Genomic DNA, 16,974 nt, shown 5'->3' with positions numbered 1-16,974 from the left:
CCAGCTTATATAGTAGCACCGAACCTGCTTTGCTAAAAAAAACAAAAGCACTCCTATATCTTTATATAGTGTAGCAATAACATGGGTGAGTGAATAAACTTCCCAAGTTCTTGAGCAGCAATTAACAACTATCATATCGAATTTTTGAACAATAATTAATACTTTTATGGCTTTATTAAACCATCCATATAAATGAAGTTGATGCTCAAACTATACTTTTCTCTGCTATTTATCGGCATGGCGGAAATCGGTTATGCGCAAAATTATAAAAATGAGCTTGTTATTATCTCTGAGAATGATGCTTATATAGATATTACGAGCGATCGATATTATACAAACGGTGCTTTTATCAAATATCGGCATGCCCTGAATGGGGAGAACTTAAAAGCAGGAAGAAGTAAAGAAATTATCGGTTTTGAATTCGGCCAAAAAATATATAATCCATATTACAGCTTTGTACCAAACCCTGCCCTGCACGACCGCCCTTTTACGGCATACCTATATGGCGAGGCAAATTATAGCCGGTTTTACGCAAATAAACAGATGCTTAAGGTTTCTGCACAGATTGGACTTACCGGAAAAGATGCTTTGGGTGAAGAATTTCAAAAAGCATTTCATAAACTGGTTGGTCAAAATCAGATTGAAGGATGGGAATATGGCCTAAACAGCGAACCAACATTAAACCTGGGTGTAGAATATAATAGGCTTTTAATGAGCACAAACAATAAAATATTCGATATTACAGGAACAACGTCAGCAGCAGTTGGTAATGTGACTACAAAAGCAAATCTCGGTGCAATGTTCCGCCTGGGCAGATTTAATGATATGGACGGTTCATCGGCTTTTAATAGCTTGGTGAGCAATAACCATCCGAACAAAGCACAGCGCAAATACGAACTTTTCCTTTCTGTTAGTCCGCAGTTACATGCCATTGCTTTCGATTCGAGTTTGCAGGGTGGCTTGTTTTTGAATGATAAAGGGCCGATCACCTTTAAGCCTAAGCCAATTGTTTTTACCACACAGGTAGGTTTAACCTTCGCCATTGCACGTTGGACAGCCAATTATACCGCTACTTTTACTTCGAACGAAGTTAAAAACAGTGCCACAGGCTACCGTTATGCCTTTTATAGTCTTGCTTACCGTTTTAGTAAAAGCTAATGAAAAAACAACTACTCTCTTTTATTTTCGTTATTACGGGCTGCGCATTTGCTAAGGCTCAAATTGCTCCCGAAAATCATTCGATTATTATTAAGCCCATATTTGGTACACATATAAACAATGATCAGGGGCATCTGTTTCAGGACCAGATTACCGGATTTGATGCGGCTTATTTTAAAGATATCAGTCAGAACACCGATAAATGGATTGGATTTGGTGGTGCCAAATCTTACGGAATCGGATTTGTTTTTAGAGACCTGAGCAAGCTGAAAGGTACAAAAGATACTTCGGCCAATGCTTTTGGGCAGGTATATGGTTTAGTGGCACAGATGGATTTTCAGCTATTCAAAGTTGGAAAAGCGAAATTTAATTTTACGCCGGGCGTTGGCTTGGGCTACACGAACAAGTATTACTTTAATAATACCAAAAACCGATTTTTGGGAAGCCCGATTAATGAAACCATTAAAGCAGATTTCGGAATGGAGCTGCCAATGGGCAAATACACCGATCTACTGATCGGTTTCGGCTTTCTACATATATCAAACGGAGGGGCCACTGTTCCAAATGGGGGTTTGAATACCGGAAATGTTTACGTCGGACTTAAACTAAACAACCCGAAAACATTAACTGCTGAGCGGAAAAGCACCTATACCACATTACAGCGTAATTCAATTGAGCTTAGTGCGGGTTTAGGCGCAAGGGGCGTATTTGGCGATAGAACCAAAAGCTTATACAAAAGTGGATTATATGCAGGTTACAATTTTTACCTGAATGATGTGATGTCGCTTAAGGCCGGTGCAGATGCCGTTTATTATTATACCGTATTTGACCCGGATAATTATGGAGCAACCTTTCAGAACTACGGCACATCGTATGATAAATGGCGTACCGGAATCAGTATTGGTGCTGATATCAACTTATGGCGCATAACCGTTGCGGCTCAGATTGGAAAATACATCCACTACAATAGGTTGATGGATAAAGCAACATGGTACTGGACATTCGGACCAACTTTTAATATTACGCCGCACATTGGCTTACAGGCCAAAACCTATATGCACTTTGCGCAGGCAGATTATGTAAACTGGGGCGTGGTATACAGATTTTAATATTGACCTGTACTTAGTAATACCAAAGTACAGGCTTCAACTGGTTCGATATTGTGCTGATCCAATAATTTTTCGAGCTCATAATTTTCAGTTCCCGGATTGAAAATTACCCGCTTGGGTTTTGTTGCCAGGATGTAATCATGATATTGCGCTTGTAGAGATGGGCCAATATATAAAGTTATGGTATCTATATCGGTGTGGATCTGATCCGGTTTTTCAATTTCTACGCCTGCAACCTCTCCTTTTTTTATACCTACGTTAACAATCTCGTGATTGAAGCGCTTGAGCATATTGGCTGCTTTATAAGCATATCTGGATGGGTTTGGCGATGCGCCGATGATGAGTGTCTTCTTCATTATAATTTGATTACACAGATTGGATGATTACACAGATTGATTAAGCTATTAAAATTTGGAAAGTAAAGCGATCTGACCAGAATGGTAGGCATGGTGCTGTGCTAAACCACTTAAAAGCTCTGCATTGGTTACACCTGTTCCCAATGCCGGATTTCGCTCACTCTTTACTTCATCATTCCATTGGTTATCTTTTATGCTTTCGCACAAGCGGATAAGTTCTTCATTAGCAATTTTAAAGTTAAAGATAATGCGCTCCCAGGCCTTAGGCGTTCTACTTTCGGGCATTGGCCAATCGCCCATTGCGGGTTCTGCAGCAGGTTTCCCACTCAGTCTTGAAGTCACTTCTTCTGTCCAGGCAGTTAAATGCAGGGCAATTTCGGCAATGGAATGCGCCCCTGGCACAAAATGGCTAAATGCACTTTCAGGGTTAACGTTATTTAAGGTTTGCATTACATGGTTACCATGCCAGGCATCGCCATTAAAAGCCTTTTTTATTTCGTTCGTGATATTAAACATACCTAAACAACAATTGGGGCAATATAAAGTTTGTTAAGATGCGTTTAATATCGCATTTGCACAGTTGATTCCATCTATGGCTGCCGATACAATTCCACCGGCATAACCTGCGCCTTCTGCACAAGGATATAAACCTTTTACCTGAGGATGCTGATAATTCTCTTTATCTCTCGGAATTCTGACCGGAGACGAAGTTCTGCTCTCTACCCCTACCAAAACAGCTTCATTTGTATAATAACCTTTAATCTTTTTCCCGAACAAAGGCAGTGCCGCGCGTAAGCTATCCGATACGAAATCGGGTAAAATATTATCCAGCATCGAACTTTTGGTGCCAGGCAGATAGGAGTTTTTTGGTAGATCGATCGATAATTTATTGTTCACAAAATCAACCATGCGCTGGGCCGGCGCTACAAGATTTCCGCCGCCGGCCTCAAAAGCCATTTTTTCAATTTCCGACTGGAAATGCAACATTCTAAGCGGATCATAACCCTGAACATCGTTTAAGGTAACCTGAACCACCGTTCCAGAATTGGCATAAGGGTTATTCCGTTTAGATGGCGACCAACCATTTACTACGATCTCATTTTCGCCTGTAGAACAAGGCGCAATAATGCCTCCAGGGCACATGCAAAAAGAAAAGACCCCACGGGCACCAACCTGCTCCACCAAACTGTAGTATGCGGGAGGTAAAAACTCCGATCTAATATCGCAATGGTACTGGGCTGAATCAATAATGTCCTGAGGATGCTCAATCCGTACACCTAAGGCAAATGGTTTTGCCTCAATCAGGATATTTTTACTGTTCAACAATTCGTACACATCTCTTGCAGAATGACCAGTTGCCAAAATAATATCATCTGCGAACAACTTTTCTTCAAAATTTATCTCAATTCCTTTTACTTTTCCGAATTCGATCAAAATATCAGTCATACGACTATCGAACATTACCTCCCCACCAGCATTCAGGATCGTATCTTTTATGGAAGTGATAATATGCGGAAGTTTATTGGTGCCTATATGTGGGCGGGCATCGATAGCAATATCGGCTTCTGCCCCATGGTTTACAAAAACCTGAAGTACCTTATTAATATCGCCCCGCTTATTAGAACGGGTATAAAGTTTACCATCAGAATAGGTTCCCGCCCCACCTTCACCATAACAATAATTAGATTCAGTATTCACTAATCCCTGTTTGTTTATGGCTGCCAAATCTCTCCGGCGTTGTTTTACATCTTTACCACGTTCGATAATAATGGGCTTTAATCCATTCTCTATACACTGCAAGGCTGCAAACAAGCCGGCCGGGCCAGCCCCGATAATAATCACAGGCTTAGCATCGCTTACATTTTTATAATTAATGGTGTATACTTCGGGAATAGCTTCCTCATCTACAAAAACCTTCACCTGAAGTCTGAATATCACTTTTCTTGAACGGGCATCTATCGATCTTTTCAGGATTTCATAGCCTTTAATTCTTGATCCGGGTAATTTTAGCGCTTCAGCCAGTTTCTGGTTAATCACCTCTGTTTGCTCTACCTCGTGCGGGAGCAGCGTAATTTCAATGTCTTTTTGCATATCATGTCAGGTTTTTATCCCGAACGGTACAAAGATAGGTAACTGATAGCATATTTGATGATTTCAGCATATGACTAAAAATTATTACCAGACTAAAGTAATGCTTTTATGTTTTTTTTTGGAAAGCAACTGCAGTATTCCATAGCTCACTTTCTTCCCGCTCTACCTCCTTCCCCGATGAAAACCTGTGAAACAAGCAAGCACACAATGGCATAGTAAAAAAGCAGTGCTTAATCGGGGGAATCCGTTCGATCGGGTTTAGATGGCGGCTTTGTTACTACTATGCAGGTTTTCCGTGCCACAGCCCAAAGTTTTTAGCCCCGATCGGAGCGGACACGAAATAGAGCGAAGAGCGGGACCAGCATAAAAAAAGCGAAAAGCACTGCGCTCCAAAACAAAAGACACCAATTTAATCTCATTAAATTCAATGATTAGCTTGTCAACCTGTCAGATAAATACCGAAACTGTAACAAAGGCATGCAATTTGATATCTAATTCGTAAATTGACCATAAATCAATTCTGTTAAAAAGACAAAAACCATAAAAATGAAAAGATTAATATTTGGAATTTTAGCTGCAGTTATTGCAGTAAGCACTTTAAGTTCATGCGGATATAATAGCATGGTTAAACTTGATGAGAACGTTAAATCGAAATGGGGAACCGTGCAAACCCAGTATCAAAGAAGAGCAGATTTAATTCCGAACCTGGTAGCTACTGTAAAAGGAGCGGCTAAATTTGAGCAGGGTACTTTAACTGCCGTAACCGAAGCACGCGCAAAAGCAACTCAAATGACGGTTAAAGCTGATGAACTGACACCAGAAAACATTCAGAAATACCAGGCTGCTCAGGGACAATTGAGTCAGGCTTTGGGTAAATTATTATCAATTACCGAAAACTATCCTGAACTAAGGGCTACACAGCAATTCAGTGATTTATCGGCACAGTTAGAAAGTACCGAAAACAGGATTACCGTTGCCCGTAAAGATTTTAATGATGCGGTACAGGAGTATAATGGCAAAATCAGATCATTCCCAACCAATTTAACTGCTGGCATGTTCGGCTTTAAAGCTAAGGGATATTTCGAGGCCGATGCTACTGCAAAAGATGCACCTAAAGTAGAATTTTAATATTCTCAATACAATATATAAGGGTAGTGAATGTTTATTAACTAAGCATTTATTACCCTTTTTACTTCATACAAAATAAGCACATGTCGTTATTTTCAGATATTGAACAAGAAAAAATAGCAAACGCGATCTCCGATGCAGAAAGAGCAACATCTGGAGAAATTAGGATTGCTATTGACAAACATTGCGCGGGTGATCCATACGAAAAAGCTATCGAGTACTTTACCAAGCTGGATATGGACAAAACAGCCAAAAGAAACGGGGTGCTGATTTACCTGGCGCATGCCGATCATAAGTTTGCCATTATTGGCGATGTGGGTATTAACCAGGTAGTACCCGAAAATTTTTGGGAAACAGCCAAAATAGCGATGACTGCACACTTTGCAAAAGGCAATTTAGCTGATGGCATTATTGCGGGCGTAGCATTGGCGGGAGAAAAGCTAGCCTTATTCTTTCCTCCTCAAAAAGGCGACATTAATGAATTGCCAAATGATATCATTTTTATGGACAATTTAGAGCAGAAATAAGCGATGAAGAAAATATTCCTTTTCTCGTTACTGAGTTTATTATTCACTTTCGCCTTTGCACAGGATTTTCCAGAGAAACCCAATACTCTGGTTAATGATTATGCTAATGTGTTATCAGCCGATCAAAAGCAGCAACTGGAGACTAAATTAGTGGCTTTTAATGATTCGTCATCAACACAGATTGCCATAGCGATATTAAAATCGGTAGGCGATTACGACATTAACGAATACGCCGTTGAGCTGGGCCGAAAATGGGGAGTTGGCCAAAGTGGCAAAAACAATGGTATTATGATTGTTGTGGCCGTTGGCGATCGAAAAATCTCTATACAAACCGGTTATGGCTTAGAAGGTGCATTACCCGATATTTATGCCAAGCGTATTATTGATAACGACATTAAACCCAATTTTAGAGCAGGAAATTATTATGCCGGCTTGGATGAAGCTACTACTTCGATTATAAAATATACCAGGGGCGAATATAAAAATGATAGCCCAAAAGCTTCTTCAAAGAAAGGTGGCTCAGGCAGTATCATCATTATTATCATTATCGTCATCGTGATTATCATTATTATGCGTAAAGGTGGTGGCGGTGGCAGCGAAGTCATTGGTGGCCGGGGTGCCTCTAATGCTTTGTTCTGGGCTATGCTTTTTGGAAGCGGTGGCGGTGGCGGCCGAAGCAGCGGTGGCTGGGGAGGTGGTTCTTCTGGAGGAGGCGGTGGCGGATTCGGTGGTTTTGGCGGAGGAAGCTTTGGCGGTGGCGGAAGCAGCGGAAGCTGGTAGCTCTATAGTCCATAGTCCATAGTCCATAGTCCATAGTCCATAGATTGGAGTCTTTTTGATTTTGAACGTTACAATTTTCCAACAGATTAAACATTACAACAATAATGTACAGAAGAGATTTAATCACAGCAGAAATACAGAAACTTGCACAGGTTTTAGCCCGTATTATGGGCTTAAAGCTAGAAGGCAAGTTGGCTGAGGCTAATCAACTTTTTGACGAAACTATGGAAGGCGGTTTTCAATTACCAAAAGAAATTCTGGAAAATGAAACGCTTTCCGTTTTTGAAAATTGGTTAGCCGAAGGCGACCTTCCTTCCGAAAAACTCGACTCGCTCAGCGAATTCTTATATTACGAGTTAGGTACAAGCCCTGATAGAAACCAAATGATTGCGCCAAAGCTGAATTTAGTTTATCAATACCTGTCAGATCGGCACAAGATCGTACATTTGGTAAACTTGCACCGTCAGAAAACCATACAACAATACCTTCGCTAAGCGCCAAGCGCATGGCGCAAAAAATAAACAGCATAAATAGATGATTATAGAAAAGTGGCAGAAAATTGCCTCTAAATATTTAGTAAGAGAAAAGTGGGCTACCTTGCGTGTAGACGAGGTTAAACTGCCTGATGGCATTATAAAAGACGATTATTATGTTTTAGAGTATCCAAACTGGGTTAATGCAATTGCATTAACAGAAGAAAGAAAAATAATCATGGTACGCCAATACCGCCATGCGGCCGATATTGTTTCTCTTGAAGTTCCGGGCGGAGTGATTGATGGTGACGAAGCACCTGAATTTGCCGTTAAACGTGAACTCCTAGAAGAAACTGGTTACAGTTTTAAAACCTGCAAACTTATTGCCGAGCTTTATCCCAATCCTGCAACATCAAACAACAAAACCTTTACCTATTTCTTAACAGGTGGCATTAAAACGCATGAACAGCATTTAGATGAGCATGAAATATTAAATGTTGAAGAATATACTATTGAGGAAGTAAAGCAACTGATAAAAGACAATAAAATAGCCCAGGCATTACACGTTGCCGCTTTACTCTATGGCTTAGCCGAAGTGGAAAAAATTTAAATATTTTAAAAAGCCATATCAAAACAAAGGCCCGATAAAATATCGGGCCTTTGTTTTTTGCATAAACTTTTGAACATGAACGAAAGATTTTATTTAAACCCTTCTACCTTTCTGCCCCTGAACTCAGTTTAGCTCATTTTTAATTTCTTTTGGATATCGTGTACGTAAGCTTTAAACTTTTTATCGGTATCGATTAAATCTTCTACCGTTTGGCAAGCATAAATTACGGTACTGTGATCGCGGCCACCGAAGAAAGCACCAATTGTTTTCAACGATGATTTCGTATGACTTTTAGAAAGGTACATTGAGATCTGGCGTGCCTGAACAATTTCGCGTTTACGTGTCTGCGATTTAACCATATCAACAGGAACCTCGAAATATTCGCAAACCAATTTCTGAATGTACTCCATTGAAATTTCTTTAGAAGTATTTTTAATGAAGTTCTTCAGCATTTGCTTAGCAAGGGCTAAATCGATTTCTTTTTTATTCAATGTAGCCTGTGCCAAAAGAGATACCATAGCACCCTCTAACTCACGCACATTGTTATCAATGTTGTGCGCAACATATTCTACCACCTCGCCTGGTAACTCAATACCATCAGCATACATTTTCTTTCTTAAAATGGCAATACGTGTTTCCAGATCAGGAATCTGAAGGTCTGCAGATAAGCCCCATTTGAAACGGCTTAACAAACGCTCTTCCAAACCAGCTAAATCTTTCGGTGCTTTATCAGATGTTAAGATTACCTGTTTGCCCGATTGGTGAAGGTGATTGAAAATGTGGAAGAAAATGTCCTGTGTTTTTTCTTTACCTGCAAAGTTGTGTACATCATCCATAATGATCACATCCATTGCCTGGTAAAAGTTAACGAAATCGTTAATGGTGTTGTTTTTTAATGAATCTACAAACTGCTGACAGAATTTCTCACAGCTTACATAAATCACTAATTTATCTGGCATGCTGCGTTTAATCTCGTTACCGATTGCCTGCGCCAGGTGTGTTTTACCCAAACCTACTCCGCCGTAAATCATTAAAGGGTTAAAAGATGTACCTCCTGGTTTAGCAGCTACAGCGTAACCTGCAGAACGCGCCAAGCGGTTGCAATCTCCCTCAATATAATTTTCGAAAGTATAGTTAGAGTTTAATTGTGGATCAACATTTAATTTTTTTAATCCAGGGATAATAAATGGGTTTTTAATATCCTTATTAATGGAAACCGGAATCGGCATCGATTGTACCTTTGCCTCCGCTCCATTTCCATTTGAGGGCATATTGGTAGTATAAGGATTACCGCTGTTTGATGATTTATCTACAACGATGTTATATTCCAACCTGCCATCCTCTCCAAGTTGTTTTTTTACAGTCTTGCGTAGCAAGCCTACATAATGTTCTTCAAGCCATTCGTAAAAGAACAAACTTGGCACCTGTATAGTTAAAACCTTACCTTCCAATTTAAGGGCTGTTATTGGCTCGAACCAGGTTTTGAAACTTTGGCTCGGAATGTTATCCTTAATAATTTGAAGACAGTTCTTCCATACTTCTGTACAAGTTTTTTCCATTGCGATTTCTATAATTTATTGGTTTACAGTGCCTATTCGAATTAAAGGGATGGTCCGTTTAGGGACTACGAATATTGAGAAAATTATCAACATTTTAAACAAAAATTTCAAATAAATCGTAACGTACTGATAAGGAATATAGTAGCCCGCTTAACCTCAATTTTTTATGTTGATAACTATTTATTAACACTGGTTATCCACATTAACCATAATTTAACATCAATACCTCCCCATCACTTCGAATAACTGGTGAAAAAGCAAAATCTAAGCCATTTTAGGCGCTAGTTAAGCGTTTTAGTTTTTTAAAATCTCGAATAAACTGAGAATCAAAGCCATAAGATAAATAAATTAGCATTAATTTAAGCAGATCATTTAAATTAATATTAATTTATTTCATTTCGCCTTATTATTGTATGAATTTTACGACAGCTTAGCTCATTATTTCAAGATAATGAACAAAATATCTGTTCATTTTATCAAGGTTAATTAAAAGCAGAATCCCTTTAATTTTATCCTGAAATAAAGCGCTATACCAGACAGGTTAAGCTTATTAATAAATGCCAAAAGTCCGTCTAAACACATCTGCGATTTCGCCGAGTGTAGCATATTTTTCAACGGCATCTATAATCAGCGGCATCAGATTTTTCTCGCCTTTAGCAGCTTCTTCCAGCTTTTGTAATGCTTTTCCTACAGCATCACCATCACGGGTTGCCTTTAAATGTTCTAATTTTTGAGATTGCAGTTTACGGATTGAATCATCAATATTAAAAACCTCTGTAAGGCCTTCTTCCTCCTGGGTAAACTTATTTACGCCTACCGAGACCCTTTCGCCATTTTCGATTTCTTTCTGATATTGGTAAGCTGCATCAGCAATCTCATTTTGCATATAGCTGCTTTCGATGGCATTAACCGAGCCCCCCATTACATCTATGCGGTCGATATAAGCCCAGGCAGCAGCCTCTACTTCATCAGTCAAACGCTCAACAAAAAACGATCCAGCCAATGGATCTACGGTATCGGTAACGCCGCTCTCGAAAGCAATGATCTGCTGGGTACGTAACGCAATTTTTGCAGCTGATTCGGTTGGAAGCGAAAGCGCTTCATCATAACCATTTGTATGTAAGGACTGGGTTCCGCCAAGAACTGCAGCCATGGCCTGATTGCTTACCCTGATTACATTGTTTAATGGTTGTTGCGCCGTTAGGGTTGAGCCTCCGGTTTGGGTATGAAATCTTAACATCTGCGCTTTTTCGTCTGTGGCCCCCAAATCTTTGGTAATTTTCGCCCACATTCGCCTTGCAGCCCTAAATTTAGCTATTTCTTCAAAGAAATTATTGTGGCAATTGAAGAAGAATGATAACCGTTTCGCAAACACATTAATATCTAAACCTTTATCCAGAGCGGCTTTTAGGTAGGTTTTGCCGTTAGCTAATGTAAAAGCAAGTTCTTGCACAGCGGTTGATCCAGCTTCACGAATGTGGTAGCCCGATATAGAAATGGTATTCCACTTTGGCACTTCTTTGCTACAAAACTCAAAAATATCGGTAATTAAACGCATCGATTGTTTTGGTGGATAGATATATGTCCCCCTCGCCGCATATTCTTTTAAGATGTCGTTCTGTATCGTCCCCGAAATCTGTTTTAAATCTGCACCTTGTTTTTTAGCCAGTGCAATATACATGGCCAGTAAAATGGAAGCCGTTGCATTAATCGTCATCGAAGTAGTAATGTTTTTCAGTTCGATGCCATCAAATAAAATTTCAATATCCTTTAACGAATCGATAGCCACTCCCACCTTGCCCACCTCTCCATCGGCCATTTCATGATCAGAATCATAACCAATCTGTGTTGGAAGATCAAAAGCAACAGATAGCCCCGTTGTTCCCTGAGCCAATAGATAGTGATAACGCTTGTTTGATTCTTCAGCGGTCGAAAAACCAGCATACTGCCTCATCGTCCACAAGCGACCGCGGTACATATCCTTCTGAATCCCCCTGGTAAAAGGAAATTCACCTGGCAACTCTTCCATTGGCCTCGCTTCGGTATACAGCGCTTTTATTTCAATACCCGAAGTGGTGGTGTGCTTTTTCTCGCTCATAATTGGTTAGTTTATTTGTTCAATGGTCATTGGTTCATTGGTCCAGCCGAGTTGGCTAATTGCGCATATTTTGCAGATCAATCTAAAACAGTTAACCAATTACCCAGTAGGACAATGACCGATTGACGTTAAAATAGTCTATGAATGTCTTTCTTAATCAGTTCGATGGTTAAATCGTAAGGATTTTCATCAATACTGGCCATATGCTGTAAAATTGCTTTACTCAACTCAATTCCATTTGCATCAGCAGGTAAACCTTGTACTGCATTGTTAATCATGGCAATCGTATCATCTTTCAATTTACGCACCACACTCCAGGTTACGCTATCTACATACAGCTGTTGGGTAATATTATGTTGATACTCTGAGCGGATTTCATTTAAAACACCAGCTTGCAGCGTAGCAATGGCAATTCCTTGCTGATGCAGGCGAACAAGCAAATTTGCGGGGTTAATACGATCGATAAATATGATTAAACGCTCGTGCGCCTGTAAGCGCAAAGGCAAAATATGTACCCGGCTTTCTTTGTTCAGCTCGATGGTTTTTAAGTTAAAGAAACGCTGGATATCGTTCTTTAAAAGATAATAAACAGCCATTAGTGCAATGAAAATGCCTGCAAATAAGATCACTATATCAACTAAAATTTGTTGGGTATTCATAAGTATTGTTTAATTACGGTAATATTAACAGACCGTTAAAAGCAAAAATGTGCATTATTATTTATATTTGTAACAGATAAAATTTAAATAACATGAGCACAACAGTTGATACAGCATTTGCACCAGTTACTTTTTCTGAAGGAGCAGCTAAAGAGTTATATAAATTAAAGGATCAGCAGGAGATCAGTGAAGATTATGGATTACGTGTTGGCGTAGAAGGTGGCGGCTGTGCTGGCATGAATTACGTTTTAGGTTTTGATCAGAAAAAAGATGGTGATCAGGAATTTTTTATAGATGGCATTAAGGTTTTTATGAACAAAGCACACCAGATGTACTTAATGGGCATGATGATCGATTGGCAGGATGGATTAAACTCTCGTGGTTTCACCTTCGTTAATCCTAACGCAACCAGCACCTGTGGTTGTGGTACGAGTTTCTCGGCATAAATAAAATATTATTGTAACATATAGTGCAGTCCCCTTGTCTAAACATCGGGACTTTTTTTATTTTTACCCATAGAGGTTGAAGGCAAAAGGTATAGGGTATAAGGTTAATCCATCTTAATACTTGATACTCAATACTTGATCCGATACTTGATACTTACAATAAATGAATTACAGAGAAAACATCAGACTGGCATTAGAATCTATTAAAGCGAACCGCTTGCGTACTATGCTTACCGCCTTAATTATTGCCATCGGTTTAATGGCTTTGGTTGGGATTTTAACCACTCTTGATGCTGTAAAGAAAAGTATGACTGATGCTTTTAGTAGTATGGGGGCCAACTCTTTTACCATTAGAAACCGTGGCACAGGAATTAGGATTGGAAATGGCAAACGCCCAAAACCTTTTAAAGCCATCCGCTACGAAGATGCCGTTAAATTTAAAGATAGTCTGAATACACCCGCAACTGTTGCCGTAAGTGTTTTTGCCAGCGGTGGTTCTACCGTTAAATACGGGAGTTTAAAAACCAATCCAAATATTAATGTTCAGGGTATAGATGAAAATGGCTTAGCCTCCCAGGGGCTAAATTTATCACAGGGAAGAAATTTTAGTGTTTCTGAAATACAACTCGGAAGCAATGTTTGTATTGTTGGTGGCGAAGTAGTTGAAAAATTATTTAAAGATTCCGATCCGTTAGACAAACTGATCAACGTAGGTAATAACCGCTTTAAAATTGTTGGCATATTAGAGAAAAAAGGATCGAGTATGGGCTTTAGCGGTGATAGGGCCGTTTATGTACCTTTGCTAAAAGCCAAACAGATTAATGCCAATGCCAATCCATCTTATACCATAACCGTAATGGTACCCAGCAATGAGATGCAGGAAAACATTATTGGCGAATCTACTGCGCTATTCAGAAATATCCGCAAGGTAAAGGTGAACGAAACCAATAATTTCGAGATTACCAAGAGTGATGCCATTGCTCAAACTTTATTCGAAAATCTGGCATTTGTGGCTATTGGTGGTGTTGCCATTGGAATTATAACCCTGATTGGAGCTTCAATCGGTTTAATGAATATCATGCTGGTTTCGGTTACTGAACGTACACGCGAAATTGGCATCCGTAAAGCCATTGGCGCAAACCCGAAGGTAATTCGTCGCCAGTTCTTAATCGAGGCCGTAGTAATCTGTTTAATGGGTGGTGCTTTGGGTATTTTTCTGGGAATAGTCTTAGGGAACCTGATCTCCCTGGCCATGGGCGGCGCATTCTTAATCCCCTGGCTGTTTATTATTGGTGGTTTTGTATTATGTGTATTGGTAGGAATCCTATCTGGATATTATCCTGCTAAAAAAGCGTCAAAGCTAGATCCTGTAGAGGCGCTGAGGTACGAATAGAGTTGGTTCACTAGTTGATGGTCAATAGTATATTAGTTCATGGCTGATAGCCTAGAGGCTCAATAGTTCAGTGGTTAATAGCTAAAATGATAAATAGTAAACTGTTAAAATCAATTAATAATACAAACGAATTGCGAACTATCATTCGCTGAAGCAACTAAGCTATGAACCATCAAACTATTGGCAATGAACCAATCAAGATGTGCAATATGCCCGGACAAATGAACGAATTACAAATGAACTAATGAACCTAAAGCAGTGCGTTATTCAATTGAGATTGGGTGAGCAGTTGTTGCATTAAGGGTGTACTAAGACTATCTTCGAGCGCTGCAGCATGTTTTAAATGGTGCATATCACTGCCTACAAAATCGACCATATGGTTTTCGACCATTTCTCCTGCTACTTTTTTTGCGCCAGCACCATAATAACCTGTTAAAGCAATGCCGTTCATTTGCAACAGGCAGCCGGTTTCTCTGATCTGATGATAGCTTTCAAAAGAACTGTAGTAATACGGGTAACGCTCAGGATGTGCCAACACAGGTTTGTATCCGGAATCCTGTATCATCTTTATAAAATCGATCAGGTTCTGAGGGGCATTTATATAAGATAACTCGAACAAAAGATAGTTATTACCAAAAGTTAAAACCTCTTTCTGCCTGATTTTTTTCTCAAAGGTTTCATCTAGGTAATATTCGGCAGCAGCATCAACTTCTAGATCCAATTCGATTTCTTGCAGGCCCTTTCTCAATGTATCCAGCCCACGGTTAATGGTATCGGCCGTATTTCGAAAATAATCGGCCATGATGTGCGGAGTGGCGATTAGTTTCTTATAACCCAGATCTTTAAATTTTTTAGCCAAAAGAAGAGAATCTTTTAACGTTTGTGCACCGTCATCAATCCCTGGAATAATGTGCGAGTGCATATCTGTGCAGATACCAGAGAAATTAAATTCGGGTACTATTTTTTTCTTTTTAAATAATCCGAACATACTTATAGATCATAGCTTTAACTTATCTCTTTTGGCAAATTACTTGCCTCTGCTGCACCAGCTAATTTAGAGGAATAGATTTTATCGAGCAAATTATTTAAATCTTCACTTAAATCGAACTGCAGGTCTTCGTGCAGTTTTTTAAATTTATTTATGGTTACCGCGACAGTTTTTAAGTAAAATATACTAAAAAGCATCATAAAATCGCGGTAACCAAAAATTGATTTCTTGTAATCAAAAGGGATGGCATTGAGGATAAAAAGTTTCAATTCTACCTCACCAACAGGATCTTTAGTCACTTTATAAAAATGATTAACCGAGGTGATCATCTTCCGAACCTTTACCAATGCCTCTTTGGCATTTAGTTTTTTCAATTCCTGAACCTGTTCGTCCACATCGGCTTTAATCCTTTCTTTCCGATCATCCAAATCGGTTTCATCTTCTAATAATTTGTAATGAAGATGTTCTGTAAGCACTTTATCTTTGGCCACCAAACGCAGCAATAGCTTGTCTTTTTCTTTGACAGGCAATTCTGTTATAGCAGTTTTTAGATCTTTATGCTCCGATAACTTCATTTAAAAAGGGTTAGCCTTGATGTATTTTTCCCACTCCCATGCAGAGCGCATCATCTCATTGATATCGAGATTGGCTTTCCAGCCCAGTTCGTTATTCGATTTTTGTACGTCACCATAAATCTGAACAATATCACCTGCCCTTCTAGGACCAATTTTATACTCAAGTTTCTCTCCGTTCACTTTTTCGAAAGCTGCAATAATTTCTAAAACTGAAGAACCTTTACCGGTACCGATATTGAAAACATCGTAATTACCGTTAGGATTTCCTTGTTCCAGTTTCTTAATCGCTGCAACGTGTGCTTTTGCCAGATCAACCACATGGATATAATCGCGGATGGCAGAACCATCAGGAGTATTGTAATCGTTGCCATAAACTGTAATCGGACCGCGTTTACCAATAGCCGATTGGGTGATGAAAGGGACAAGATTGGCAGGAACACCGTTAGGTAATTCGCCAATTAAAGCGGTTTCATGAGCACCAACCGGGTTGAAATAACGCAAAGCAATTACATTTAAATCAGGTGTTACAGCAGCAGTTTCTGCTAATATTTCTTCGGCAATCTGCTTGGTATTTCCGTAAGGCGATTCTGCTTTCTGTACGGGAGCAGCTTCGGTTACCGGTAAAGTTTCTGGCTGACCATAAACGGTACAAGATGAAGAAAATACAAAATTGATCTTCCTGTTAAACGAAGTTAATAGGTTAATTAAACCGTAAAAATTGTTTTTATAATACTTTAGAGGTTGTTCTACCGATTCGCCAACAGCTTTTGATGCTGCAAAATGGATAATTCCATCAATATCGGTATGGTTTTCTGCAAATTCCTGAACTGCTCTATCATCCTGCAGATCGATTTCATGAAAATCGAACCATTTGCCCGTGATGGAGTGAAGCTGGGTTAAAATTTTGATATTCGAATTAGAAAGGTTATCGACAATTACGACTTCGTATCCTGCGTTATGTAACTCTACTGCTGTGTGCGAACCTATATATCCTGTTCCACCAGTAACTAATATTTTTGCCATT

The 16,974-nt window shown here is 39.4% G+C and carries 18 protein-coding genes; 9 read left to right on the top strand and 9 right to left on the bottom strand.

The window, feature by feature from the left end; translation table 11 throughout:
* Positions 1–201 precede the first annotated feature (201 nt).
* Together AC07VK_RS15070 and AC07VK_RS15065 are read left to right on the top strand one after the other, a co-directional pair.
* Positions 202–1,158 (top strand): lipid A deacylase LpxR family protein, encoded by a 957-nt coding sequence (locus tag AC07VK_RS15070; RefSeq protein ID WP_494939806.1) that lies wholly within the window; start codon positions 202–204, stop codon positions 1,156–1,158.
* Positions 1,158–2,267 carry an acyloxyacyl hydrolase gene (locus tag AC07VK_RS15065; protein WP_492961458.1) on the top strand — a complete coding sequence of 370 codons (1,110 nt, stop codon included), beginning with the start codon at positions 1,158–1,160 and terminating at the stop codon, positions 2,265–2,267. Before AC07VK_RS15070 ends, AC07VK_RS15065 begins: the two co-directional genes overlap by 1 nt.
* Here the strand turns inward: AC07VK_RS15065 and AC07VK_RS15060 are convergent.
* Genes AC07VK_RS15060 through AC07VK_RS15050 form a run of 3 tightly spaced genes read right to left on the bottom strand, consistent with a single transcriptional unit; the run spans position 2,264 to position 4,714 of the window.
* Positions 2,264–2,623: a CoA-binding protein gene (locus AC07VK_RS15060; protein ID WP_492952864.1), complete on the bottom strand. Its 360-nt coding sequence runs from the start codon at positions 2,621–2,623 to the stop codon at positions 2,264–2,266. The genes AC07VK_RS15065 and AC07VK_RS15060 overlap by 4 nt on opposite strands.
* 48 nt (positions 2,624–2,671) lie before the next feature.
* Positions 2,672–3,139 carry a DinB family protein gene (locus tag AC07VK_RS15055; protein WP_057931103.1) on the bottom strand — a complete coding sequence of 156 codons (468 nt, stop codon included), beginning with the start codon at positions 3,137–3,139 and terminating at the stop codon, positions 2,672–2,674.
* Between the two features lie 33 nt (positions 3,140–3,172).
* Positions 3,173–4,714, bottom strand: coding sequence for an NAD(P)/FAD-dependent oxidoreductase (locus tag AC07VK_RS15050; RefSeq protein WP_492961456.1), 1,542 nt, complete (start codon positions 4,712–4,714; stop codon positions 3,173–3,175).
* Between the two features lie 546 nt (positions 4,715–5,260).
* On the opposite strand from AC07VK_RS15050, the gene AC07VK_RS15045 reads away from it, so the two are divergent.
* From AC07VK_RS15045 to AC07VK_RS15025, 5 genes are all read left to right on the top strand, one after another.
* Complete coding sequence (locus AC07VK_RS15045) at positions 5,261–5,842, top strand: LemA family protein (protein ID WP_029275651.1); 582 nt, start codon at positions 5,261–5,263, stop codon at positions 5,840–5,842.
* Positions 5,843–5,925: 83 nt separating this feature from the next.
* Complete coding sequence (locus AC07VK_RS15040) at positions 5,926–6,369, top strand: TPM domain-containing protein (protein WP_492952861.1); 444 nt, start codon at positions 5,926–5,928, stop codon at positions 6,367–6,369.
* 3 nt (positions 6,370–6,372) lie between these two features.
* On the top strand, positions 6,373–7,149 hold the full coding sequence (locus AC07VK_RS15035; RefSeq protein WP_492961455.1) for a TPM domain-containing protein: 777 nt from the start codon (positions 6,373–6,375) through the stop codon (positions 7,147–7,149).
* Between the two features lie 104 nt (positions 7,150–7,253).
* On the top strand, positions 7,254–7,643 hold the full coding sequence (locus AC07VK_RS15030) for a hypothetical protein (RefSeq protein WP_492961454.1): 390 nt from the start codon (positions 7,254–7,256) through the stop codon (positions 7,641–7,643).
* Between the two features lie 40 nt (positions 7,644–7,683).
* The gene (locus tag AC07VK_RS15025) at positions 7,684–8,232 is read left to right on the top strand and encodes an NUDIX hydrolase (RefSeq protein WP_492961452.1); all 549 of its coding nucleotides are present in this window, start codon (positions 7,684–7,686) and stop codon (positions 8,230–8,232) included.
* A gap of 128 nt (positions 8,233–8,360) precedes the next feature.
* Here AC07VK_RS15025 and dnaA read toward each other — a convergent pair whose 3' ends face one another.
* The 3 genes from dnaA to AC07VK_RS15010 form a co-directional block, all read right to left on the bottom strand.
* Positions 8,361–9,791: a chromosomal replication initiator protein DnaA gene (gene dnaA / locus AC07VK_RS15020; protein ID WP_029275646.1), complete on the bottom strand. Its 1,431-nt coding sequence runs from the start codon at positions 9,789–9,791 to the stop codon at positions 8,361–8,363.
* Between the two features lie 550 nt (positions 9,792–10,341).
* Positions 10,342–11,889, bottom strand: a complete 1,548-nt coding sequence (locus AC07VK_RS15015) for an acyl-CoA mutase large subunit family protein (protein ID WP_492961450.1) — start codon at positions 11,887–11,889, stop codon at positions 10,342–10,344.
* A gap of 128 nt (positions 11,890–12,017) precedes the next feature.
* The gene (locus tag AC07VK_RS15010) at positions 12,018–12,548 is read right to left on the bottom strand and encodes a DUF7935 family protein (protein WP_492961448.1); all 531 of its coding nucleotides are present in this window, start codon (positions 12,546–12,548) and stop codon (positions 12,018–12,020) included.
* A gap of 92 nt (positions 12,549–12,640) precedes the next feature.
* On the opposite strand from AC07VK_RS15010, the gene AC07VK_RS15005 reads away from it, so the two are divergent.
* Positions 12,641–12,994, top strand: a complete 354-nt coding sequence (locus AC07VK_RS15005) for a HesB/IscA family protein (protein ID WP_057931114.1) — start codon at positions 12,641–12,643, stop codon at positions 12,992–12,994.
* Between the two features lie 163 nt (positions 12,995–13,157).
* Positions 13,158–14,387, top strand: coding sequence for an ABC transporter permease (locus tag AC07VK_RS15000; protein WP_492952855.1), 1,230 nt, complete (start codon positions 13,158–13,160; stop codon positions 14,385–14,387).
* A gap of 250 nt (positions 14,388–14,637) precedes the next feature.
* Here the strand turns inward: AC07VK_RS15000 and AC07VK_RS14995 are convergent, their stop codons facing one another.
* Genes AC07VK_RS14995 through galE form a run of 3 tightly spaced genes read right to left on the bottom strand, consistent with a single transcriptional unit; the run spans position 14,638 to position 16,973 of the window.
* Positions 14,638–15,375: a tyrosine-protein phosphatase gene (locus tag AC07VK_RS14995; RefSeq protein WP_492961446.1), complete on the bottom strand. Its 738-nt coding sequence runs from the start codon at positions 15,373–15,375 to the stop codon at positions 14,638–14,640.
* A gap of 17 nt (positions 15,376–15,392) precedes the next feature.
* Positions 15,393–15,950 carry a hypothetical protein gene (locus AC07VK_RS14990; protein WP_492961445.1) on the bottom strand — a complete coding sequence of 186 codons (558 nt, stop codon included), beginning with the start codon at positions 15,948–15,950 and terminating at the stop codon, positions 15,393–15,395.
* Complete coding sequence (galE, locus tag AC07VK_RS14985; RefSeq protein WP_492961443.1) at positions 15,951–16,973, bottom strand: UDP-glucose 4-epimerase GalE; 1,023 nt, start codon at positions 16,971–16,973, stop codon at positions 15,951–15,953. It lies immediately after the preceding gene.
* Between the last annotated feature and the right edge of the window lies 1 nt (position 16,974).

The organism is Pedobacter sp. GW821-FHT01D05, from assembly GCF_059422505.1.
Note: the sequence above shows the minus strand (reverse complement) of the source record. Positions and strands in the feature narration are given on the sequence as shown.